Here is a 21,185-nt window from a genome sequence, read left to right as displayed (position 1 = left end):
CGATACGAACGTCCCGGGCACCAACGAGGTGATGCGGGCCGGCGTTCTCCACCCGGATCTGTCGGTCGGCACCGAGACCCGCCGGTCGCCGCATCCGGCGCCCGGGGACGTGCTCGTGGCAGTGCGGGCGGTCGGCGTCTGCGGCTCCGACACCCACTACCTGAGACATGGACGCATCGGGGACCACGTCGTGCGCGACCCGCTCGTTCTCGGCCATGAGGCATCCGGCGTGATCGTGGCGGTGGGCGACGGTGTCAGCCCTGGCCGGATCGGCGAACGCGTGTCGATCGAGCCGCAACGACCCGACCCGAGGACCGCCGAGACAAAGCGCGGGGACTATCACCTGTGCCCGCATATGGAGTTCTACGCAACGCCGCCGATCGACGGCGCCTTCGCCGAATACGTCACCATCGGAGCCGACTTCGCACACCCGGTTCCGCCGGAGGTCTCCGACGAGGCCGCGGCACTGTTCGAGCCGCTCTCCGTGGGAATCGCCGCACTGCGCAAGGCGGACGTCGCGGCCGGTGACTCCGTCCTCATCGCCGGCGCCGGGCCCATCGGGTTGCTGATCGCCCAGGTCGCGCGGGCATCGGGCCTGGCACGCATCGTGGTGAGCGAACCCGACGAGCAGCGCCGTGCGCGGGCGACGGAGTTCGGTGCGACCGACGCGATCGCACCCGGTGAGGACATCGACCCGGTCGACGCCTTCGTCGACGCGAGCGGTGTCGGGGCAGCCGTTCGTGACGGCATGGCCCGGGTACGCCCCGCCGGACACGTCGTCCTCGTCGGGATGGGCTCCGACACGATGGAACTACCCGTGACGCTCATCCAGAACCGCGAGCTCGTCGTGACCGGCGTCTTCCGGTACTCCAACACCTGGCCGACCGCCCTGGCACTCGTCCGCACCGGCGCGGTGGACCTCGACGCCATGGTCACCGCACGGTTCGGCCTCGACGAACTGACCGACGCACTCAACGCCGACCTCCGGCCCGGGAACATCAAGGCCGTCGTCTATCCCGGTATCTCGCAGTGGCAGAACATCGATCATCCCGGATCCGCCCACCCCGGATCTGTACAGACAGGAGAGGCTCGCCGATGAGCATCCCGCTGAAGGCCGACACGCTGACCCGGATCCAGAACGCCGAGGTCCCTGCGTACGACCGCCCGGCTGTCACCCCGGGCATCGTGCACTTCGGTGTCGGCGCTTTCCACCGTGCCCACCAGGCCATGTACCTCGACCGACTGCTGGCATCTGATCCCGCTGCCGCGGTGTGGGGAATCTGTGGTGTCGGGGTCCGTCCGGCGGATGCCGCCATGCGCGATGCACTCGTCCCGCAGGACGGCCTGTTCACGCTCACACTGAAACATCCACACGGTGACATCCAGACGTCGGTGATCGGCTCGATCGTCGAATACCTTTACGCCCCCGACGATCCCGAGAAGGTTCTGGAACGCCTCAGCGATCCGTCGACCCGGATCGTGTCACTGACCGTCACCGAGGGTGGGTACAACTTCTCCCCCTCGACCGGCGAGTTCGACGCCACGAACCCTGACATCGTCGCTGACCTCGAAGGTTCAGCACCTCCGCGCACGGTGTTCGGTCTCGTCACCGAGGCACTCGCCCGGCGTCGCGAACGTGGTGTCCCCTCGTTCACCGTGATGTCCTGCGACAACATCCAGGGCAACGGGCACATGGCACGGTCGACGTTCCTCGCGTATGCACGGCTCCGCGATCAGGATCTCGCCGGTTGGATCGAGCTCAACACCTGCTTCCCCAACTCGATGGTCGACCGCATCACTCCCGCAACACCTTCCGGTCTCGCCGCCGAGGTCGCCACACGTACCGGGATCGTCGACGCGTGGCCGGTGGTCGCCGAACCCTTCACCCAATGGGTCCTTGAAGACGACTTCTCGATGGGACGCCCCGCCCTCGAGACGGTGGGGGTGCAGGTCGTCGACGACGTCACTCCCTACGAGCTGATGAAACTGCGGTTGCTCAACGCCGGACACCAGGCGCTCTGCTACTTCGGTCATCTACTCGGCTACCGCTACGTCCACGACGCCGCGTCGGACGACGACATCCGTAACCTGCTGCGCCGCTATATGACCGAAGAGGGCAAGACGACCCTGCAGGAACTGCCCGGCGTCGACGTCGAGGCCTACATCGACACCCTGCTCGAGCGCTTCGCCAACCCGGCGATCGCCGACACGATCGCCCGGCTGTGCCAAGACTCATCGGATCGGATCCCGAAGTGGTTGCTGCCGGTGATCCGGGAGCGCCTGGCGGCCGGCCAGCGCAGCGAACTGGCAGCGGCGGTCGTCGCGAGCTGGACCCGGTACGCCGAGGGCGTCGACGAACAGGGTGCACCGATCGACGTCGTCGATCCCCTTGCTGCGGAGCTTGTTCCGCGGGCCAGGCGATCGCGCACCGACCCGTTGGCGTTCGTCGCCGACAGCGACCTCTTCGGCACCCTCGCCGACGAGGAACTGTTCACGACGCCCTATCTGTCCGCACTGGAATCCATGCGCACCAAGGGTGCCCGCGCCACACTCACCGAGCTGCTCTCATGACCCTGGTCGCCGGGATCGATTCGTCCACCCAGTCGTGCAAGGTCGTCATCTGTGACGCACGCACCGGTGCGGTCATCCGGTCGGCGAGTGCACCGCACCCGCCCGGAACCGAGGTGCACCCCGATCATTGGTGGGATGCACTGTGCGCGGCCGTTTCCGCAGCCGGCGGATTCGACGGCGTGTCCGCGGTGTCGGTCGCGGGACAGCAGCACGGGATGGTGTGCCTGGACAGCTCCGGACAGGTGGTACGAGATGCCCTGCTGTGGAATGATATTCGATCGTCGTCCAGCGCCGCCGACCTCGTTGACGACCTCGACGGCCCGGCAGCGTGGGCGGAGGCGGTGGGCGTCGTCCCCGTCGCCGCGATCACCGCGGCCAAACTCCGCTGGCTCGCCGACAACGAGCCCGAGAACGCCGATGCCACGGCCGCCGTGTGCCTTCCACACGATTGGCTCACCTGGCGTCTGCGCGGCTGTACCGACATCGCCCGGCTGACCACCGATCGCAGCGACGCGTCGGGAACCGGATACTTCGACGCGGCATCCGGCGAGTATCGCAAAGATCTGCTGGAGTTGGCTTTCCATGGCCGTCGTCCGGCTCTGCCGGGCGTCGTCGGACCGGGCGACCGGGCGGGAACCACTCCCTCCGGCGTGGTCGTCGGCGCGGGCGCCGGTGACAACGCAGCCGCAGCCCTCGGACTCCATGCCCGAGGGGGAGATGCGGTGGCATCTCTGGGGACGTCGGGCGTCGTCTGCGCCGTCTCGGACACCGCCCCCAGCGACCCTGCCGGCTTGGTCGCCGGTTTCGCCGACGCGACCGGCCGGCACCTGCCGCTGGTCTGCACGCTCAACGGTGCGCCGGTTCTGGCGTCGACTGCGAAGATGCTCGGCGTGGACCTCGACGAGTTCGCGCGACTGGCGATCTCGGCAGAACCGGGCGCCGGAGGGCTGACGATGGTGCCATGGTTCGCGGGCGAACGCTCCCCCAACCTCCCGGACGCCAGCGGGACCCTGACGGGCATCACGGCCGGCAACTTCACCTCCGCGTCGATCGCCCGCGCCGCGATCGAGGGGCTGGTCTCGTCCCTGGTGTATTGCCGGGAGAAGATCGAGGAGCAAGGAGTGCACGTCGACCGTGTCCTACTCACCGGTGGTGGCGCGAAATCGGCTGCGGTACGGACCATCGCGCCGGCGCTCTTCGGCGGCGAGGTCGAGGTCCCCTCTGAGGGGGAGCACGTCGCGCTCGGCGCCGCGCGTCAGGCGGCCTGGGCCCTCACCGGCGAGCTGCCCGAATGGGACGTACCCCGCGAAACCCTCACCGCTCCAGCCAGTCCTGAGGTGTACGACCGTTATCGCGAGATCGCGGACACGGTTGCCGGCGTTGTTCCCGCCGGAGTGTCTCCTTCGCGCTGATCGGATCCGATCAGCGGCTGGAAAGCGGTCGCGCGGGATGGAAACCTGCACGCAGGAGCACACGGATGTTGCGAATGCCATGTCCCGGCGCGGTCGGCGGTGGACCATGAACGCCGATGCTCGACGACGGGAGATGCGATGGTCGACTGGGACGGTGAACGGTACGCGGAGGTGAGCGGCCTGCAGCGGATGGTGGCCGAGGAGTCGATCACCGGCCTCGCGCTCGCAGGTGACGAGCGACTCCTCGACGTCGGATGTGGGGACGGCTTCATCACGATGCTGCTGGCCGAACGGTTGCCCGACGGCTCGGTGGTGGGGGTCGACGCCTCGCACCGGATGATCGACCGTGCCTCGGCCCGGGTGCCGTTCGACATGCTGCGCGTCCAGTTCCACGTCGACGACGTGCTGGCGCTGCCGTTCGACCACGACTTCGACATCGCGGTCTCCTTCAACGCCCTCCACTGGGTCCACGATCAGCGGGAGGCGCTGCGACAGATCGGGAGAAGTCTCGTCGACGGCGGACGCGCGGTGCTGCAGATGGTCTGCGCGACCGAGCGCCCGAGCATCGAGGACGTGGCGATGCAGGTCGCGACCGATTCGCGCTGGGCCCCCGCTTTCGACGGATTCCGCGCACCGTACGTTCACGTCGAACCGGCCCATTTCGGCCACCTCGCCGAGGCGGCCGGGTTCACCGTCGACGACCTGACGGTGAAAGACCTGTCCTGGCAATTCGATTCGGTCGACGATTTTCGCGCCTGGTTCGCGGTGGGCGCCTCCGACTGGACCAGCCGACTACCCGACACGGAGATCGATGCGTTCGTCGCCGCCGTGGTCGACCGATACCAGTCGGTGGTCGGGGAACCCGCGCTGTTCCGCTTCGGCCAGCTGCGGGCATCGCTCCGGGTTCCCTGATCGGCCGGTCAGCAATGGGTTTCGCTCAGCGATACCCATTGCTGACCGGTTGCCCTGACGAGGGGCGCGACGGTCACTCCGGCACGTAGTTGAACGTATCCGGATCGGGACCGATACGGGCATCGGCGTTGAGGGCGTCGATGGCCGAGACCTCGTCTTCGGACAGCTCGAAGTCGAAGAGCGCGAAGTTCTCCTCGACGCGGGAGCGCGTCACCGACTTGGGGAAGACGATGTCGCCGCGCTGGATGTGCCACCGCAACGTGACCTGGGCGGCCGAGCGTCCCTTGGCCTCCGCGATCTTCGCGATGACCGGGTCGTCGACGACCTTGCCCTGCGCGATCGGCGACCACGCCTCGGTGGCGATGCCGTGCTCGAAGTTGAAGACACGCAACGGGTTCTGCGACAGATATGGATGCACCTCGATCTGGTTCACCGCAGGAACCACGTCGGCCTCGTCGAACAGACGCTGCAGGTGCGCCTGCTGGAAGTTCGAGACGCCGATGGCACGGGCCTTGCCGTCGGCGTAGGCCTTCTCCAGGGCCTTCCACGTCTGGACGTAGTCGCCCACCTCCGGCAGCGGCCAGTGGATCAGGAACAGATCCACCTGGTCGATCCCGAGGTCGGCGTTCGTCTTGTCGAGCGCCTTGAGCGCGTCGTCGAAGTCGTGGAATCCGTTGTTGAGCTTGCTGGTGATGAAGACTTCGTCACGGGAGAGGCCGGAATCGCGCAGCGCTTCACCGACGCCCTTCTCGTTGCCGTACATCTCGGCGGTGTCGATGTGGCGGTAGCCGACCTCGAAGGCCGTCAGCGTCGCCGCCCGCGTGTCCTCCGGCGGAACCTGGAAGACGCCGAAGCCCAACTGCGGAATGGTGATGCCGTTGTTGAGTGTGATGTTCGGGACTGTCATACGCGATCTGTCCTTTCGTTGCGGCGAGACGAGGGCGTACCTCGGCACCGGGTCGCCGATGATGGCGCAACCGAGCCCGAGGGATGCACGACCGTGTTCGGTTCAAGGCACGCCCGGACCGGGGATATTCCTGCACATGGCCTGACCTGCTGAGCAAGCCTCGAGCTGCTCGGTCTGCGATGACGGATCGACGACCCAGGTGCGTGGCGACCTCTGTTCGATTGCCGGTCAGATCGGACCGCCTTGGAGGCGGGGGTGTTCGAGTCGATGGCGACGTGGTCGAGAGGCACGAGCGCGGCGTTGATGAAGAGCGCGCGCCGTCCACCGTCCACCGTCCACGCACCGATACCTGTCGGACAGTCCGCAGATCGTGGTGTTGTACTGGTCGTGGCTGCGCATGGTCTGAAGGACCGGTCGTCCTTCGGGGACCGGTACCCACTGCAGCTCGTTCACCGCGAACCGCGCTTTGCCGCTTGCGGTTTCGAACCGGTGCTCATCACGGGGTGCGGGAAGGACGAACCCGTCGGGTTGCCGTACCCGAGCGTTGAGGTCGGGTTTCAGGCCAGACGGACCACCGACATCGAATGCTCGACGGGGACCAGCTGGCGCTGCCCTTTCCGCACGTCTCGGTCCGTGCGGTCCAGCGACGGCAGGACGAGCGCGGCGCGCCCGTCTCGTATGCCCCGGATCGAGTCGACGGCGTCGAGTCCGTGACGGCGGGGTGAGCGGATGCCGAACTCGGTGTCGAGCGCATCGAGGAAGGCGTCCGGCATCTTCTCCCAGATAGCCACCGTCCGGTCGCCCTGCACGTTGGAGTGCCCGCGCACGGGACACACGCCGGGCGAACTGTGCTGCACCTTTCCCCGGATGCAGCGCGGCGGCCCGGCAGATCGACCTCGACCACACCCGGCCGTTCGACCATCAGTAACCCCCGACGCGCCGAACACCGGTGGAACCAAGCCAACCCACCACCGTCATCCGTTTGCCGAAGCAGACGGACTGACGCGACCCGCAAAACCGCCATTGTGCACCTGTTTTGTGGAAATTCGCACCCACCGTTTCCCAGGACACATTTTCTGTGCCACACTTGTCGAGCGGTCATCAGTTTTGGTGGCTGCTGAACTGAAGAAAGAAGTACAGCAGTATGGCACAGGGAACCGTCAAGTGGTTCAACGGCGAAAAGGGCTTCGGCTTCATCGCACCCGACGACCAGGGCGCAGATGTCTTCGTCCACTACTCCTCCATCACCGGTAGCGGCTTCCGCAACCTCGAGGAGAACCAGCGCGTCGAATTCGACGTCGAGCAGGGAGCCAAGGGCCCCCAGGCAACCAACGTCAGCGCGCTCTAAGCACACCTGACTTCACGAAGCGCCTCATCCGACTCCGGTCAGATGGGGCGTTTCGTCGTTTCCGGGACATGATCACCACCGCCGTCGATGGCGCTCCCGATATCTGATAACCTCCGTTTCCAGATTTGGGGGATGTGCCGGACGAAGGATGGCGATCATGACACTCGACGAACACTCGCTTCTGTGGCGCTATGCCGGTGACCGCCGATTCGTGATGTCGATCTGCCGCGCGGTGTCGTTGCAGATGCTCCATCCCTCGATCGCATCCGCCACCCACGAGTTCTCGATGGTCTCCAACCGCGTGTTCATCCACAAGAAGCGGACCGCGCCATGCATCGTCAGGTCCGCCTACGAAGACGACTTCGACGCCGTACGCCTGATCCGCTACAGCCACGACCACTTTCACGGCCACCGACCTGATGGGCAGAGGTATCACGCACTCAACCCCGACGTCTTCTTCTTCGAGCATGCCACCTATGTCGACGCCCTGTTCACCTGTGTGGACGTGTTCTTCGGCGGACTCGGAGCCGACGACCGCGAGAAGCTGTATGCCGAGACCTGCGAATGGTACGGGCGCCTCGGCATCTCGGCGCGCGCGATGCCGGCGACGCTGCACGAGTTCGACGAGTACTTCGACGACGCTCTCGCCACTCAGCTGGACCCCGACCCCGGCATGGGCTGGTACCGCACACAGCTCCTCCGCCCGGACTACTGGCTGTTTCGCAACCTCCCCTCCGGGGCGGTCCGTGCGATCCAACATCCAGTGGCGGCAACGCATCTCGGGATAACCGTATCGGCGGCCGATCGGCGGTCGCTGGCGCGCACCGCGACGATCCTCTCAGCGGTGGATGCCGTCGCACCAGCGCGGAACATCTGGCCCGTCGAGGTCCGCGAGAAGGTCCTCGCCGCGCGGCGGACCCGCTGAGAGCACCTGGGATCTGCGTCTTCTCCTACCGCAGCGCGCGCGGCAACCGTGACACGGGGACGACGACGGTTCCCTCGATGGTTGCGGACGACAGTATTCCGACGACCTGCCCACGACTGTTCCGAACACCAGCACCACTGTCTCCCGACTCCGACCGAAGACTCGTCTGAATCGAATACGAGTCGTGGCTCGTCAGGAACGGCGGCGTGAGTGAGACGCCGTGCGAAGTGCGCAGCACCTCGGCTGGGTCGGTGACCTTGCCCGTTCCGTAGCCCGTGGTGATCCCCGACTTCCAGACCAGTTGACCCCGGTGGAACTTCGCATCCCAGTTCACCGTGTCGATCCGGGCAGACACACGCGGCGCCAGGCGGATCACCGCGATGTCGAGTTGTCGCGCGATGCGGTTGGCGGTGATCGTCCCGATTCGGTGTCCCTTCTGGTCGTACACCGGCCTACCGACGTCGCCGCAGTGCCCCGCGGTCAGCGCCTTCGTTCGAGAGATCACCGCGCCGAGAGTGCAACTGTTCGCTGTGACCAAGGTGTCGTCGATGCTGACCGCCATCCCCGACCTCACGGTGAGCACCGCGGCATCCGCCACGACAGCGGGCGCTGCGAACAGCGCCGTCGATGCCCCCAACGCCAGCAACACGCGCAACCGAATCCTCATGTTTCCCTCCCCAGGCAGCGTGAACAGCCTAACCGTGCCGGCGACGGGCGGCGCGACCCCGTCGCGACTGCTGCCGCCGCCTGTCGCGGTCGCCGAAACCCGCACCGCCCGATGTAGGCCACGTCACAATGAGGTATGCGGCCGGTTCGCCCGGCGGCTATCCCCCTGTGGGGACGACGGGACGTGCGAGACACCGGGGCATGAAGCAAACCGGCGCGGTGTCGACGATGAGACGTGAGGGTGATGCAGATGTCCGATCCCGTTCTGGTCCTGACGAAGGCCCGCACGTCGTGCGAGATGCGAGCGGTCACCGATTGGGCGGCGAAGGCCTACCCGGATGCCGAGATCCGTCAAGGTGCCGACGTCGACTTCGATGCACTCTCGCCCAGCACGCTGCTCGTACCCGTCCGGCCGGTCTGGCTGCCTGCGGTCCGCCAGGGTGAGCGGCGGGTCACGCTCGGCGACGTGCTGGTGCTGTCGAATCCCCGGCGCCCCCTCGGACTCATGCAGCCCATCATCCGCAGGCGCCGTCCGGACGCCCTGCGCGTGGTGGCGGGGGAACCGGCCACGATCGCCGAACTCCGCGAACGGCAAGCTCGCGACCAGGCCGAGGGTGAGCCTTTCGACCAGTTCGTCCGACTCCAGGCATCGGTGTCGGCCGAACGTGCGGAACGTCAGATCGTCGGCGACCGATACAAGGTCCCCCGGCTGGTGGCCGAACAGATCAGCAGCTCGGCGCGGTTCCAGAGCGGGGCGGCCAAGCTCGCCGCCGAACTGGGCCGACCGACCGATGCGGTGGTCTCCGAGGCGATCGACAAGCTCTCGGGTTTCGTCGCCACCCAGAGCAGGCTGATGGACGACATCTTCTCCGCGACGTTCAACAGGCTCCACGAACGCGCGTGGAACGTCACGGTCGACGTCGACACCCTGAATTCGCTACGGACGCTGAACAAGTCGACCGGCCTGATCTTCCTGCCCTCTCACCGTTCCTACGTCGACCCATTGGTGCTGGCGAAGGTTCTGCGTAACAACGACTTTCCACCGAATCTCGTACTCGGGGGCAACAACTTGTCGTTCTGGCCGGTGGGACCGATCGCCCGTCGCGCGGGGATGATCTTCATCCGCCGCAAGTTCGGTTCGGACCCGGTCTACAAATTCGCGATGCGGTCCTATCTGGCCTACATCATCGAGAAGCGGTTCAACCTGGAGTGGTACATCGAGGGTGGTCGCAGCCGAACGGGAAAGCTGCGCAAGCCGATGCTCGGGCTCCTGAACTACGTCGTCGACGCGGTGGGGCAGCTCGACGGCGTCGATGTGTCGATCGTGCCGACGTCGATCGTCTACGACCAGCTGCAGGAGGTCGGCGCGATTGCCGCGGAGGACGCGGGCGGGGTCAAGAAACCCGAGGGCGTCGGCTGGCTGCTGCGCTATGCCAAGGCGCAGCGCAGCTACCTCGGCGACGCGCGAGTCCGTTTCGGCACACCGATCTCGCTGCGGGAGGCGCTGGACGAAGCGGGTGAAGGGCCGGCACGTCTGGAGAAGGTCGCCTTCCGTGTGATGGACGAGATCAACGCGGCCACGCCGATCACGGCGACCTCCCTGGTCGGCTTCGCAGCACTCGGCGCACGGGATCGCGCGTACACCCTCCCCGAGATCGAGGCCGTACTCGCTCCCCTGCTCGACTACATCGAACGTCGCGGACTGCCCGGCCCCGATCCCGCGCTGTGCCGCGGCGTCGGGCTCGTGCGAACTCTGCGAGTGCTGGCCGGGAACGGCGTGGTGACCTGTTACGACGGTGGTTCCGAACAGGTCTGGTCGGTGGTTCCCGAGAATCGGGCCGTCGCCGCCTACTACCGCAACGGCGCGCTGCACCATTTCGTCGACCGCGCGATCGTCGAGATGGGGTTGCTCGCACTGGCCGAGGGCGAGGTGAAGGCCGGGAGCACGCCGATTCGGAGCAACCACGTCGGTTCCCCGCCGGCTCCGGATGAGAATCTTCTGACCGCGGCCCAGCGCGAGGCCCTCCGTATCCGGGATCTCCTCAAGTTCGAGTTCTTCTTCCCGCCCAAGACCGAGTTCCTCCATCGCCTCGGTATCGAACTCGATCTCCTGGCTCCCGGCTGGCGTGCGGTCACCCCCAGCCAGGAATGGACCTACGAGGTGCTGCACGGTCACACCGGAGCACTTCTCGCGCGGCGCACGCTGCAACCGTTCTTCGACGCCCAGCTGGTGGTCGCGACCAAGCTGGTGGAGCTGGGCAACACCGCCGAGGAGAAGGATGTCCTGATCGCCGACTGCCTGGGCCTCGGACGGCAACTGGCACTGCAGGCCGTTCTTCGTAGCAAGGACTCGGTGTCCAAGGATCTCTACGACGGGGCCTACCGCCTCGCCGACAACCGCGGTCTGATCCACGGCGAGGAGGTCGTGGATCTGCGGGCCGCCCGCCAGGACTGGCTCGACGAGGTCGAACTGATGCGGGATCGCCTGGCACGTATCGCGGCGATCGAGGACCTACAGCCGGTCGGCGTGCGGGAGGAGGAGTGATGAGCGCCTTCACCGATCGCATGCGGGCGATCCGTTCCGCGCCGACGGGGAAGAAGGTCGCCGCGCTCTTCGACTACGACGGCACGCTGATCGAGGGTTTCTCCGCTGCCGCGATCATGCGGGCGCGGTTGCGCAGTATGGAGTTCGGGTTCGGGGAACTCGCCGACTTCCTGTTGATCGGTCTGCGCGGCGTCGTGTCGGAGCAGGACTACGCCGAGGTTCTCGCGGCCACGAGGCCGACGTTCGCGGGTAAGACATATGCGGAGCTGATCGCCTTCGGCGAGCACCTCTTCAAGTACGAGACCGCGGCCAAGCTACGTCCCCAGATGTGGCAGATCTTGCGTGCCCATCGGGAGATGGGGCACACCATCGTGATCGCGTCGTCGGCCACGCGATTCCAGATCGAGCCGATCGCCCGCGAGATCGGGGCGGACTTCGCACTCGCCACCGACGTGGAGGTCGTCGACGGCGTGGTCACCGGAAACGTCAAGGGACGTCCGCTGTGGGGACCGGGCAAGGCGGCGGCTGTCCGAGAGTTGGCGCGCGCGAACGGCATCGATCTCGACGCGTCCTTTGCCTACAGCGACGGCAACGAAGACATCCCCTACCTCGAGTCCGTGGGAAATCCGGCGGCCGTATCGCCGCGCCGAATCCTGCGCGCCGAGGCGGAGTCCCGCGGTTGGCCGATCATCGATCTGAAGAACCCCACGTACAACCGCTTGGGGATGCTGGCCCGGACCGGTGCGTTCTACGCGTCGTTCGTCGGCGCGGCCGCCGTGGGCGCGGCCGCGGGGGTGGTACGCCGCGATCCGCACGCCCTCGTCAAAGCGCTCCCCACCGGTAACGACGTCGGATTATCCTTGGCCGGCGTTCATGTCCAGGTGCTCGACGGTGGCGAATACCTGTTCTCGGACCGGCCGTGCGTCTTCCTGTTCAATCACCAGTCGAAGCTGGACCTCCCGGTCATGATCAACCTGGTCCGGTCGGATGCGACCGGCGTGGCCAAGAAGGAGGTGCAGCGGGTACCGGTCCTCGGCGAGATCCTGCGCCAGGCGGGACTGGTCTTCATCGACCGCACCAACCGGGGCAAGGCCATCGAACAACTGGCACCGGCCGTGAAGGCACTGCGCGATGACGGCATGTCGCTGATCGTCGCGCCGGAGGGCACCCGGTCACCGACCCCGCGGATCGGGAGATTCAAGAAGGGCCCGTTCCACATCGCCATGCAGGCCGGCGTGCCGATCGTCCCGGTGGTGTTGCGCAACACCGGTGAATTGATGTGGCGCGGTGCGCAACTCATCAGACCGGGGACCGTCGAGGTGATGGTCCTGCCACCCGTCGACACCAGCGAGTGGACCGCCGACGAGATCGGTACCCGCGCCGAGGAGGTGCGGCAGATGTATATCACGGCGCTCGCCGACTGGCCGCTGGAGTCGTTCGTCGACGACTCGGTGGAGTCGCTGCGCAGACAACCGGAGGAAGACCGATGAGCGACGACCCCGATCTGGCAGAGGGCCTGGACCGGCCCCTCGACTGGGCAAGCGACCCCCACATGAGTTCGGTGGACACCATCATGTGGCGCGGTGACACCGACCGTCGTATGCGCGGCACGATCTGCATGCTGGAGATCTACGACTGCGACCCGGACTGGGATCGCCTGGTCGCCGCCCACGAGTGGGCGAGTCGGATGGCTCCGCGCTTCCGTCAGCGGGTCGTCGACTCCCCCTTCGGCACCGGAACACCCAGTTGGGCGGTCGATCCCGACTTCGACCTGCACTACCACCTGCGTCGAATCCGGCTGGGCGGCGACGGCAGCATGCGGGAACTGCTGACCACCTGCGAACAGCTCGCGATGACCGCACTCGACGCCGCCCGTCCGCCGTGGGAGGGCACGCTGATCGAGGGGTTGCCCGACGGCAGGGCCGCGTACTTCCTGAAGGCACACCATGCACTCACCGACGGTCTGGGCGCGATCATCGGCCTGGCGCAACTGCATTCGCCGACGCGTGAACACAATCCGAAGAAACCGCAGCCCCCGAGTCCCGACCCGGTGAACATCACGCCGCTCGATCTGCTCCAACGGCAGATCGCCGAGGAGGTCCGACGGGTCCCGCATCGCATCGACACCACCTTCCGCGGCGTACGCGCGCTGGCGAATCCGCGTCAGGCGCTGAGCACCGCTCTGCGCTATGGCCGTTCGGTCCCGAGGGTCGCCGGTCTGGTGAGCCCGCCCGGATCACCGCTGTTGGCTCACCGCAGTCTGTCGTGGCGGTTCAGCGCCTTCGAGGTGCCGTTTCCGGACTTGAAGGCGGCCGCGACGGCTGCCCGCTCGTCGGTCAACGACGTCTACCTCGCCGGGCTCATCGGCGGGTTCCGGCTCTACCACGAGAAGATGGGTTCACCTGTGGACACGATGCCGGTGGCGATTCCCATCTCGGTGCGGCGTCCCGAAGATCCCGCGGGCGGAAACCGGATCGCGGTGGGCCGCCTGGCCGCGCCGGTCGGTATCGCCGACCCCTTCGAGCGCGTGCTCACCATCCGCGAGCAGGTGCGTCAGGCCCGTCATGAACCGGCGGTCGACATCTTCAACACCCTCGGATCGGTGATGGCGTGGCTACCCGGCACGGTTCTCATGCGCTTCAGTGGCACGACGAGCCAGAACGACCTGCAGGCCAGCAACGTCCCCGGAATCCCCTGGGACACCTACGTCGCCGGTGCGAAGGTCGAGCGCATGTTCCCGTTCGGCCCGCTCCCGGGCTGCGCCATGATGGCCACCATGATCACCCACAACGGAATCGCCTGCCTCGGAATCAACTCCGACGGTGCCGCGGTGACGGATCAGGAACTCTTCGCCGACTGCCTGGTCGCCGGATTCGGCGAGGTGCTCGCACTGGCGGCGGACGACGACGCGGTGCCCGGGGAACTGAAGCGCGTGGTGTGAGACTCCAACTCACAGACCTCATTTCGACGCTGCGACTTCGATCGAGGTCGCAACGTCGAAATGAGCTCTGGCAGTGTGGCGACGATGGGGCGCGCTGATGAACACGGTGATGCTGATCCTCGTCCTCGCCACCGGGGTGATCGCATCGGCGTGCGCGATCATGGCGGCCTTCATCTACCTGCGCCGAGGGCGCGATCCGCTGACCGCCGATCGCGGTGCCCGCCGATGGCTGGTCGCCACCGCGATCTTCGGGATCAGCGCCATCGTGCTGCGGTTCGTGTGGTTGTTGATGCTCTGAATGTGAACCTCACCGGAAGAACGGCGCCTCTTGCACCCAGTTGAACCCACGACTCCGTAGCGTCAACGCGTCGTGGTCCATACGGTGCGCGACGATCGAGGTCGGAGTTGCGTCGACCTCGCCGGACAGCACCAGGGTGTCGTCGTCGGGGCGCTCGATGACCAGCGAGGCGAGCGGCTGTTGCATCTGCAGTGTCTCGTCGGCGATGTCGGCCGGCACCGGCACCAGCGCACCGTCCATCATCTGCAAGGTCGTCGCTCCGCCAATGTCGAAAATGATTCGTTGCCAGCGCTTCTCGTCGGTCGTGAGCGGGGGACGCAGAGTTCCGTCCACGCGGAAGTCCTGGACCGACCAGATGCCGTACAGTTCCGGTTTCGGTGCCCCGGCACCGTATTCCTGGTACCCGGTCCAACTGATCTGAGCTGCGCCGATCGCAACCCAGACGCCCAGCACCACCTGCATTCCCACGGCCCACCTGTTGAAACTGGTGCGCCTGAACAGTGCAGTCGGAGTCAGCGGCTTCGTTGCTTGTCCGAATACGAACAGCTCCAGCAGGTTCCGCACATTCGGCGCCAACAGGATGAGCGAGAAGACCACCAGGTGGAAGGACAGGATCTTGACCGGGACGTCGAAGGTCATGTTGAGGATGAACACCTGGACCATTGCGATGAGACTGATGATCGCCCCGAGTGTGGCCGTCCGGGTCCAGAACAACAGGAGGCCACCGAGTACCTCGACACTGCCGAGCAGCATCTCGTAGACCGGCGAACTCCCGACCTGTAGCCACAGCACCGACGCCGGGCTGAAGTCTCCGAACGGTTCGAGCAGTGCCGCGAGCGGAGGCGGACCCATCTGCGACGGGATGAGCTTGGCGAAACCGTAGAACAGCATCTGCCCCCCGAGTGCGAGCCGCAGGAACAGCGCCGTCCAGGTCCACAGCCGTGCGTAGCCGGGACGTCGACGATCCAGAATCGACCACAGCGCGGCGACGACAAGGGCGACCACCACCATGAGGAACAAGTAGATCCAGATCGCCATCTGGTCTCCGCTCCCGGAATGCACATCGAGGATCGCGTCGACACCGAAGACGTTGCGGCCCAGCCACTCCAGGGCGGGCGCGAGCGCTTTCAGTTGCCACAGGATCGCGCTGTCCGGCAGGAGGCTCCCCGCCGGGCCGAGGAACACGAAGGTGATCTGTGCGAACGTCAGGCAGAACAGCGCCGTGTAAGTGAAGGTGAACCGGAACAGCACCTTCTTCGCCGGACTCCAGTCGCCGGACGGGATCGGGGGTTCGTTGGTGGAGTCCTTCGCGCTCGGGGCCGTGTCGATCACAGTCATACCGCGACGCTAAGGGGACGAGGGTGTCGCGCACATCAGTGAAGAGACCGAGTCCGCCCCCTGCTTTCGGGCGGCCTCACCTCCGGGGTGACTCGGGGTTGACCACGACCTCGGATATGACGGATAGCATGGCGCCCATGGCAAACCGAGGGCACCCGTGACCGACTCCGCATCCCGTCGACTGTCGGCCGGCGATTATTTCGATGAGGCGATGCGGGTGCTGGAGGACTCCGGCTTCCCCACACTGACCGCCGCCGGATTGTGTGAGCGTCTCGGCGCCACCCGCGGCTCTTTCTACCACCACTTCAAGAACTTCGACGACTTCGTGGCCAAGTTCTTGGACTACTGGGAAGAGCGCTACAGCCGCGACCTGATCGCGCGGCCCGAAGCGCCCGATCTGTGGTCACAGATCGACGAGCAGGCCAACCTGGCGATCGGGTTGCCACATGCGGCCGAGGCGGCGTTGCGCGCCTGGGCCACCGTGGAGCCACGGGTGGCGACAGCGCAGCGTCGAGTGGATGAACTGCGCCGACAGGGACTGGCAGCGTCGCTGCAACGCCACGGCATACCGGAGACACAGGCCGCGGCGTTCGCCGCCATCGCGATCGCCGCCCTGGCGGGGATCCAGGTAACCCGGCAGCCGCTCGATCAGAGCGAGATGCGCGCAATGTATTCAGAGCTCGCACGAGCACTCCGCCAAGGCGGCCCCTCCTAAAAGCCGGTTGGGGCATTGACGCAAAGAGCTAACTGAATGTACCGTCGCTCCCAACATACAGGTGTGTATGTTCCGCTCGCTCCGTGAGCGGCAGCCGCCAGGAGGGACCGGCCGATCCATGACTACGAAGGATTCCCCCGATACCGTTGAAGACCGGACAGAACTGCCGTTCGGCGGTCGGCTCGGCCGTGTGGGCCCAGACTCGCCTGCTGTCGTGTGGCTCGCCAGGCTCGGCGCGGTCTTCCTCGTTCTGGAGCTCTACATCTTCGGCCGGTGGGTGACGTCGGACAGCTTCCAACGCGTCATGCCCGGTACCGACGACGGCACCAACATGGTGTGGATCTACCTCTGGGACGGGCTGAGCATCGTCGGCAGCATCGTGTTCGTCACGTGGATCGTGCGAAAACGCATCCGCGACGGCGAGCTTCCGCCGGTGGCGATCGTGGCGATGGCGTGGATGCTCACTGCCTGGCAGGACCCGCTGGTCAACGCTCTTCGTCCGGTCTACTCCTACAACTCGCACTTCCCCAACTTCGGCACCTGGGCTGAGTTCATCCCGGGTTGGGTCGACAACGGCGGCGTGAATCCCCAGCCCATCTTCTGGTGGGTCGGGATCTATCTGTTCTTCGTGCCGCTGAACATGATGGGAGTCGACGCGTACCTGAAATGGGTGCGCAGGCATGTGCCCCGGATCAATCGGGCCGGACTGATCGCCTTCGTGATGGTGCTGATGTTCGCCCAGGACGTCATCGGCGAGCTGATCACACTCCTGCAAGGCGTGGACCGCTACGTGTGGGTCGGCGGCAGCATCTCACTCTTCCCGGGTACCGATTACCAGTTCCCGCTGTACGAGGGACTCGTATGGGGTTGCGGCATGGTCGGATTGAGCGCGTTGATCTACTGCTTCCGAGACTCGCGCGGACGCATGATCACCGACCGCGGCCTCGATCGACTCAAGATTCGCAGGGGACGCACATTCCTCCGCGTGCTCTCGCTCGGCGCCGTGTTCAACATCGCGATGCTGGTCTTCTTCCTCGGGTACAACGTGGTCAACCAGCACGCCGACACCACCCAGCCCACCGTGCCGAGTTACATCGAGAACGACATGTGCGGGCTCGGCGACAACCCCAAGTGCGTCCCGTTCTGGTCGACCACGACGCCGGCCGAGCCATCGCGCTGAGGCGCCGGGTACGGCGCGTCAGCGTAGGTTCTCACGTTCAGCTGCACATGGCCGCGTCTGACAGTCGACTATCCGGCTGTTCCGTTCGGCCCGCTCCCCGGCTGCGCGATGATGGCCACGATGATCACGCACAACGGAACCGCCTGCCTCGGAATCAATTCCGACGGTGCCGCGGTGACAAATCAGGAGTTGTTCGCCGACTGCCTGGTCGCCGGCTTCCGTGAGGTGCCGGCACTGGCCGCCGATACGACCAGACCCCCGGGGAGTTGAAGCGAGTGGTGTGAGGCGCCAACCGGTACACCTCATTTCGACGATGCGACTTCGATCGAGGTCGCATCGTCGAAGCGACGTCTGGGTGTGTGACGACGATGGGCCGAGCTCGTGAATGCGGTGATGTTGACGCTGGTCCTCGCGACCGGAGTGATCGCGTCGGTGTGCGCACTCATGGCTGCCTACACCTACCCGCGCCGAGGACGCGATCCGTCGGCAGCCGCTCGTGGTGCCCGCCGGTGGATGGTCGGCGTCGCGATCTTCGGGATCAGTGCCGTCGTGCTGCGGTTCGTGTGGGTACTGCTGAGTTGAAGTGGGTACAGGCCATTCGGACTAGTTCGACTGGTCCGACGATTTCGACCGTCCACTCCCCGACGACGAGCTCGACGCCTGGGGAAACCGATACCAGCTCGCCTGGGACCATCCGACCCGTTCGACCGCATGATCGTCGCCCAAGCCACCCGCCGCGGGCTGACCATCGCCACCGGCGATGACACCATCCGGAGCGGAACGACGGTCCCCGTCATCGACACTCGCCGGCGACCGTGACGACGATGTTCGCGCCCGGGCATCATGCCCAATCCGCCTCACCGGCGTCCCGGAACCGGGCGGCCGGACTGGCGTGACCACTGCTCGGGGTCGTCGCGCAACAAGCGTGCACGTCCTTTACGGCGGTAGCGCCAGATCTGTGCCGCGCCGAGTCCCCAGAGCAGGAACTGGGCGGCCATCGCCCAGGTGAAGGCTTCGGCGGGATAACCTTCGACGCCATCCGGGGTGCGCCAGTCGAGGATGAGACCGATCAGACCCGCGGTGACGAGGGTGGCCACAAAGCCGGCCTGATTGATGATCCCGGTGGCGGTACTGGTGCGCGAAGCCGGGTTGGATGTGCGGCCGAGATCGAAGCCGACCATCGACGCGGGACCGCCCATCCCGCAGACCACCACCAAGACGACGAGGACCCAGAAGGGTGCCTGACCCGGCCACGCCAGCACCACTGCCCAGGCGGTCGCGATGCTCGCGATCACCAGCAGAACCAACGTCGACCGGTGCCACGGCGAGCGGGTGATCAGCCACGCGAACACCGGCCCGAAGCCCATGATGGCCAACACCATGATCGTGAGCAGGAGCCCGGCCGCGCCGGCGCTCAGGTCCTGGCCCTCCACGAAGAAGGGATAGCCCCACAGGAGACCGAGGACGTTGGTGCTGAACGGAGTGGAGAAATGCATCCAGAAGCCCAGACGAGTGCCGGGATGAGACCACGACTCACCCAGGCTCTGCCGGATACCCGCCAATCCGAGCATCGGTCCCGACACCGAGCGGGCCTCCGCAGAATCTCGGACCACCAGCAGGGTGGCCAGCAGCAACACCACGCCGAGCCCCGCGGTGGCGATATACGCGCGGGTCCATCCCCAGCCGGACAACGCCCACGTCATCGGGATCGCTGCCGCCACAGCGCCCAGCTGACCGAGCACCCCGGTGAGCTGCGTCATCAACGGTATTCGACGGACCGGGAACCAGGTGGTGACCAATCGCAGGACACACACGAAGGTCATCGCGTCGCCGATCCCGACGAAGAACCGGGACGACAGAGCCCACGGATAGGTGTCGGCGAAGGCGAAGCTGAACTGCGCTACCGTGAGAATCAGTGTGCCGGTAAGCAATACACGACGCGGCCCGAACCGATCGACCAGAAGTCCCACCGGAACCTGCATCAGGGCATAGACCAGCAGCTGCAACACGACGAAGGTCGACAGCTGCGACGCGGTGATGTCGAAGCGTTCCGCCGCCAGCAAACCGGCCACAGCGAGCGAGGACCGCTGCAGGACCGCGACGAAGTAGACCGTGAGACCCACCAGCCAAATGGCCATCGCCTGGGTCGAGCGCGAGGGTGCGGTCATCGTCGGGGGCCGGAGACCGATCGGGCGGACAAGAATCCTTCGTTCACCTAACCCATTGTCGGGGGTAGGCCCACAGCGCCGTCCAGAGACCTACGCGCGTCCGGTTTCGACGCACACTGATCGGGCGTCGACCGGAAGACATCGTTTCGACGCCGCGACCTCAATCGAAGTCGCGCGACCGAGATGACGTCGAGCAGTCACGCGTCGGATGACCGCCGCCTACGTGCCCGATCCACTCGTTCCGTTGTCACGACTTCGATGGCGGCGACAGAGTTCCTGAACTGCTTACCCAGGACGCGGGAGCCCACGGCTCCGAGCACGCCCGCGAGGAGCCGGCCCTTGAGGTTCTTCCCGACCTGGTCCGAAGTCGGTGAGTCCTGCAAGAAACTGCTCGGGCGTCACGGTGGTCGTCTCGTGCATGTGGCTCGTGGTCACGGCATGTACCTCGACAAGTTGGAGATCCGCCCCGTCCATCGGCGCACTACCCCCGCGCCATGTCCACGAACCGGTTGGGATGCAACTGGTGCGCGACGGCGTTCGTCGCGCACTGTCAGCGACGAGCACTGCAGCACCAGATGGCCATTGCGTAAGTCGAGCGCGATGGTGCTGCCATCGTCGGAGACCTACCCCGAGGACCGAAGGCGGTTCATTGTGTGCTGCTCGGTCATCCAGTGCCGATCGATCTGCTGTACGAAGTCCGGACGGACGAGCTTCGCACGCCGCTGCGGCCCGGTGGAGGCCGCAGAGCGAGCGACAACACCCTCCATCTGCTCATGCCCCACCCGGCTCCGCTGTATCAACCCCGTCAATGTGTCCAAGGTGAAGTCTCCGACAGCGAGGAACGGGACGGTGAACAGGCCGACCTCGTCGGCAAAGGCATCGCGCATCTCTGGGTCCCAGAATCGTCCGGCCGTCTTCTCGTAGACGTCGAATATCAGAAACCAGTCGGGCAGTTGGTCATAGCTGACGCTGTGCGTGATCGCGCACCACTCGCCGAAGAGGACGAGTTCGGTGCCGAGCGCGCTGGCGAGTCGTCGTCGACGAGGCTCGATCCAGGTGGACAGTCCGCGGAAGTGGCGGCCGCCGGGCTGGACATAGCTGCCGCGCGCCTGAAACAGCAAACCGTCTTCGCCGCCCGAGATACCGAGATTCTGTCCGTCGATCTTCTCTTCGACGTGCAACGGACCGGACAGAAACTCGTCCCGCTCTGCTTCGTCCAGCACCTTGTCGTCGCGCACGTCGACACCCCGCGGCCGGAC

General features: G+C 66.1%; 18 protein-coding genes and 2 pseudogenes. 14 read left to right on the top strand and 6 right to left on the bottom strand.

Annotation, left to right across the window (positions count from 1 at the left end; all coding sequences use genetic code 11):
* The first annotated feature begins 31 nt into the window (after positions 1–31).
* The 4 genes from BPODLACK_RS02895 to BPODLACK_RS02880 all read left to right on the top strand — a co-directional run bounded on the left by BPODLACK_RS02895 (position 32) and on the right by BPODLACK_RS02880 (position 4,895).
* Positions 32–1,099 (top strand): NAD(P)-dependent alcohol dehydrogenase, encoded by a 1,068-nt coding sequence (locus BPODLACK_RS02895; RefSeq protein WP_051995445.1) that lies wholly within the window; start codon positions 32–34, stop codon positions 1,097–1,099.
* On the top strand, positions 1,096–2,571 hold the full coding sequence (locus BPODLACK_RS02890; RefSeq protein WP_159404673.1) for a mannitol dehydrogenase family protein: 1,476 nt from the start codon (positions 1,096–1,098) through the stop codon (positions 2,569–2,571). Before BPODLACK_RS02895 ends, BPODLACK_RS02890 begins: the two co-directional genes overlap by 4 nt.
* Entirely contained in the window at positions 2,568–3,983 is a 1,416-nt protein-coding gene (locus BPODLACK_RS02885) for a xylulokinase (protein ID WP_024499125.1), read from the top strand. The genes BPODLACK_RS02890 and BPODLACK_RS02885 overlap by 4 nt, the downstream gene beginning before the upstream one ends.
* 138 nt (positions 3,984–4,121) lie before the next feature.
* Positions 4,122–4,895, top strand: a complete 774-nt coding sequence (locus BPODLACK_RS02880) for a class I SAM-dependent methyltransferase (RefSeq protein ID WP_024499124.1) — start codon at positions 4,122–4,124, stop codon at positions 4,893–4,895.
* Positions 4,896–4,968: 73 nt separating this feature from the next.
* On the opposite strand, the gene BPODLACK_RS02875 is transcribed toward BPODLACK_RS02880, so the two are convergent.
* A complete protein-coding gene (locus BPODLACK_RS02875) occupies positions 4,969–5,802 on the bottom strand; it encodes an aldo/keto reductase (protein WP_024499123.1) in 834 nt (277 codons plus the stop codon).
* A 324-nt stretch (positions 5,803–6,126) separates the two neighbouring features.
* Positions 6,127–6,671, bottom strand: a pseudogene (locus BPODLACK_RS02870) (molybdopterin dinucleotide binding domain-containing protein); the annotation flags it as partial.
* Between the two features lie 275 nt (positions 6,672–6,946).
* Between BPODLACK_RS02870 and BPODLACK_RS02865 the strand changes: the two are divergent.
* Both BPODLACK_RS02865 and BPODLACK_RS02860 read left to right on the top strand, forming a co-directional pair.
* Positions 6,947–7,150: a cold-shock protein gene (locus tag BPODLACK_RS02865; protein WP_004020476.1), complete on the top strand. Its 204-nt coding sequence runs from the start codon at positions 6,947–6,949 to the stop codon at positions 7,148–7,150.
* Between the two features lie 157 nt (positions 7,151–7,307).
* On the top strand, positions 7,308–8,075 hold the full coding sequence (locus tag BPODLACK_RS02860; RefSeq protein ID WP_024499121.1) for an oxygenase MpaB family protein: 768 nt from the start codon (positions 7,308–7,310) through the stop codon (positions 8,073–8,075).
* Positions 8,076–8,100: 25 nt separating this feature from the next.
* On the opposite strand, the gene BPODLACK_RS02855 is transcribed toward BPODLACK_RS02860, so the two are convergent.
* Complete coding sequence (locus BPODLACK_RS02855; protein WP_024499120.1) at positions 8,101–8,742, bottom strand: trypsin-like serine protease; 642 nt, start codon at positions 8,740–8,742, stop codon at positions 8,101–8,103.
* Between the two features lie 243 nt (positions 8,743–8,985).
* On the opposite strand from BPODLACK_RS02855, the gene BPODLACK_RS02850 reads away from it, so the two are divergent.
* The 4 genes from BPODLACK_RS02850 to BPODLACK_RS02835 all read left to right on the top strand — a co-directional run bounded on the left by BPODLACK_RS02850 (position 8,986) and on the right by BPODLACK_RS02835 (position 14,525).
* On the top strand, positions 8,986–11,286 hold the full coding sequence (locus tag BPODLACK_RS02850; RefSeq protein ID WP_159404710.1) for a glycerol-3-phosphate 1-O-acyltransferase: 2,301 nt from the start codon (positions 8,986–8,988) through the stop codon (positions 11,284–11,286).
* Positions 11,286–12,776, top strand: a complete 1,491-nt coding sequence (locus BPODLACK_RS02845) for an HAD-IB family hydrolase (protein ID WP_024499118.1) — start codon at positions 11,286–11,288, stop codon at positions 12,774–12,776. The genes BPODLACK_RS02850 and BPODLACK_RS02845 overlap by 1 nt, the downstream gene beginning before the upstream one ends.
* Positions 12,773–14,227: a wax ester/triacylglycerol synthase domain-containing protein gene (locus BPODLACK_RS02840; protein ID WP_159404672.1), complete on the top strand. Its 1,455-nt coding sequence runs from the start codon at positions 12,773–12,775 to the stop codon at positions 14,225–14,227. The genes BPODLACK_RS02845 and BPODLACK_RS02840 overlap by 4 nt, the downstream gene beginning before the upstream one ends.
* A 97-nt stretch (positions 14,228–14,324) precedes the next feature.
* Complete coding sequence (locus BPODLACK_RS02835; RefSeq protein ID WP_159404709.1) at positions 14,325–14,525, top strand: hypothetical protein; 201 nt, start codon at positions 14,325–14,327, stop codon at positions 14,523–14,525.
* Between the two features lie 9 nt (positions 14,526–14,534).
* On the opposite strand, the gene BPODLACK_RS02830 is transcribed toward BPODLACK_RS02835, so the two are convergent.
* Positions 14,535–15,863 carry a DoxX family protein gene (locus BPODLACK_RS02830; protein WP_159404671.1) on the bottom strand — a complete coding sequence of 443 codons (1,329 nt, stop codon included), beginning with the start codon at positions 15,861–15,863 and terminating at the stop codon, positions 14,535–14,537.
* 157 nt (positions 15,864–16,020) lie between these two features.
* Between BPODLACK_RS02830 and BPODLACK_RS02825 the strand changes: the two genes are divergently transcribed.
* The 4 genes and pseudogenes from BPODLACK_RS02825 to BPODLACK_RS02810 all read left to right on the top strand — a co-directional run bounded on the left by BPODLACK_RS02825 (position 16,021) and on the right by BPODLACK_RS02810 (position 18,340).
* Positions 16,021–16,578: a TetR/AcrR family transcriptional regulator gene (locus BPODLACK_RS02825; RefSeq protein WP_159404670.1), complete on the top strand. Its 558-nt coding sequence runs from the start codon at positions 16,021–16,023 to the stop codon at positions 16,576–16,578.
* A 214-nt stretch (positions 16,579–16,792) separates the two neighbouring features.
* The gene (locus BPODLACK_RS02820; RefSeq protein WP_159404669.1) at positions 16,793–17,758 is read left to right on the top strand and encodes a spirocyclase AveC family protein; all 966 of its coding nucleotides are present in this window, start codon (positions 16,793–16,795) and stop codon (positions 17,756–17,758) included.
* Positions 17,759–17,839: 81 nt separating this feature from the next.
* Positions 17,840–18,042 (top strand): annotated as a pseudogene (locus BPODLACK_RS02815) (wax ester/triacylglycerol synthase domain-containing protein); the annotation flags it as partial.
* A gap of 109 nt (positions 18,043–18,151) precedes the next feature.
* Complete coding sequence (locus tag BPODLACK_RS02810; protein ID WP_159404668.1) at positions 18,152–18,340, top strand: hypothetical protein; 189 nt, start codon at positions 18,152–18,154, stop codon at positions 18,338–18,340.
* 275 nt (positions 18,341–18,615) lie between these two features.
* Here BPODLACK_RS02810 and BPODLACK_RS02805 read toward each other — a convergent pair whose 3' ends face one another.
* Complete coding sequence (locus BPODLACK_RS02805; protein WP_159404667.1) at positions 18,616–19,926, bottom strand: MFS transporter; 1,311 nt, start codon at positions 19,924–19,926, stop codon at positions 18,616–18,618.
* A gap of 623 nt (positions 19,927–20,549) precedes the next feature.
* Positions 20,550–21,164, bottom strand: coding sequence for an RNA ligase family protein (locus BPODLACK_RS02800; protein ID WP_198362481.1), 615 nt, complete (start codon positions 21,162–21,164; stop codon positions 20,550–20,552).
* Positions 21,165–21,185 lie beyond the last annotated feature (21 nt).

Origin of the sequence: Gordonia sp. YY1 (genome assembly GCF_009872315.1) — a bacterium.
Lineage (GTDB): Bacteria > Actinomycetota > Actinomycetes > Mycobacteriales > Mycobacteriaceae > Gordonia > Gordonia amicalis.
This window is presented reverse-complemented; position numbering and strand designations above follow the sequence as displayed.

Excerpts from the sequence above, each read along its gene's own strand:
- BPODLACK_RS02845 (WP_024499118.1), top strand. The coding sequence starts at position 11,286 with ATGAGCGCCTTCACCGATCGCATGCGGGCGATCCGTTCCGCGCCGACG.
- BPODLACK_RS02840 (WP_159404672.1), top strand. The coding sequence starts at position 12,773 with ATGAGCGACGACCCCGATCTGGCAGAGGGCCTGGACCGGCCCCTCGAC.
- BPODLACK_RS02830 (WP_159404671.1), bottom strand. The coding sequence starts at position 15,863 with ATGACTGTGATCGACACGGCCCCGAGCGCGAAGGACTCCACCAACGAA.
- BPODLACK_RS02810 (WP_159404668.1), top strand. The coding sequence starts at position 18,152 with ATGTTGACGCTGGTCCTCGCGACCGGAGTGATCGCGTCGGTGTGCGCA.
- BPODLACK_RS02855 (WP_024499120.1), bottom strand. The coding sequence starts at position 8,742 with ATGAGGATTCGGTTGCGCGTGTTGCTGGCGTTGGGGGCATCGACGGCG.
- BPODLACK_RS02890 (WP_159404673.1), top strand. The coding sequence starts at position 1,096 with ATGAGCATCCCGCTGAAGGCCGACACGCTGACCCGGATCCAGAACGCC.
- BPODLACK_RS02835 (WP_159404709.1), top strand. The coding sequence starts at position 14,325 with ATGAACACGGTGATGCTGATCCTCGTCCTCGCCACCGGGGTGATCGCA.
- BPODLACK_RS02880 (WP_024499124.1), top strand. The coding sequence starts at position 4,122 with ATGGTCGACTGGGACGGTGAACGGTACGCGGAGGTGAGCGGCCTGCAG.
- BPODLACK_RS02860 (WP_024499121.1), top strand. The coding sequence starts at position 7,308 with ATGACACTCGACGAACACTCGCTTCTGTGGCGCTATGCCGGTGACCGC.
- BPODLACK_RS02895 (WP_051995445.1), top strand. The coding sequence starts at position 32 with ATGCGGGCCGGCGTTCTCCACCCGGATCTGTCGGTCGGCACCGAGACC.
- BPODLACK_RS02875 (WP_024499123.1), bottom strand. The coding sequence starts at position 5,802 with ATGACAGTCCCGAACATCACACTCAACAACGGCATCACCATTCCGCAG.
- BPODLACK_RS02885 (WP_024499125.1), top strand. The coding sequence starts at position 2,568 with ATGACCCTGGTCGCCGGGATCGATTCGTCCACCCAGTCGTGCAAGGTC.
- BPODLACK_RS02850 (WP_159404710.1), top strand. The coding sequence starts at position 8,986 with ATGCAGATGTCCGATCCCGTTCTGGTCCTGACGAAGGCCCGCACGTCG.
- BPODLACK_RS02805 (WP_159404667.1), bottom strand. The coding sequence starts at position 19,926 with ATGACCGCACCCTCGCGCTCGACCCAGGCGATGGCCATTTGGCTGGTG.
- BPODLACK_RS02865 (WP_004020476.1), top strand. The coding sequence starts at position 6,947 with ATGGCACAGGGAACCGTCAAGTGGTTCAACGGCGAAAAGGGCTTCGGC.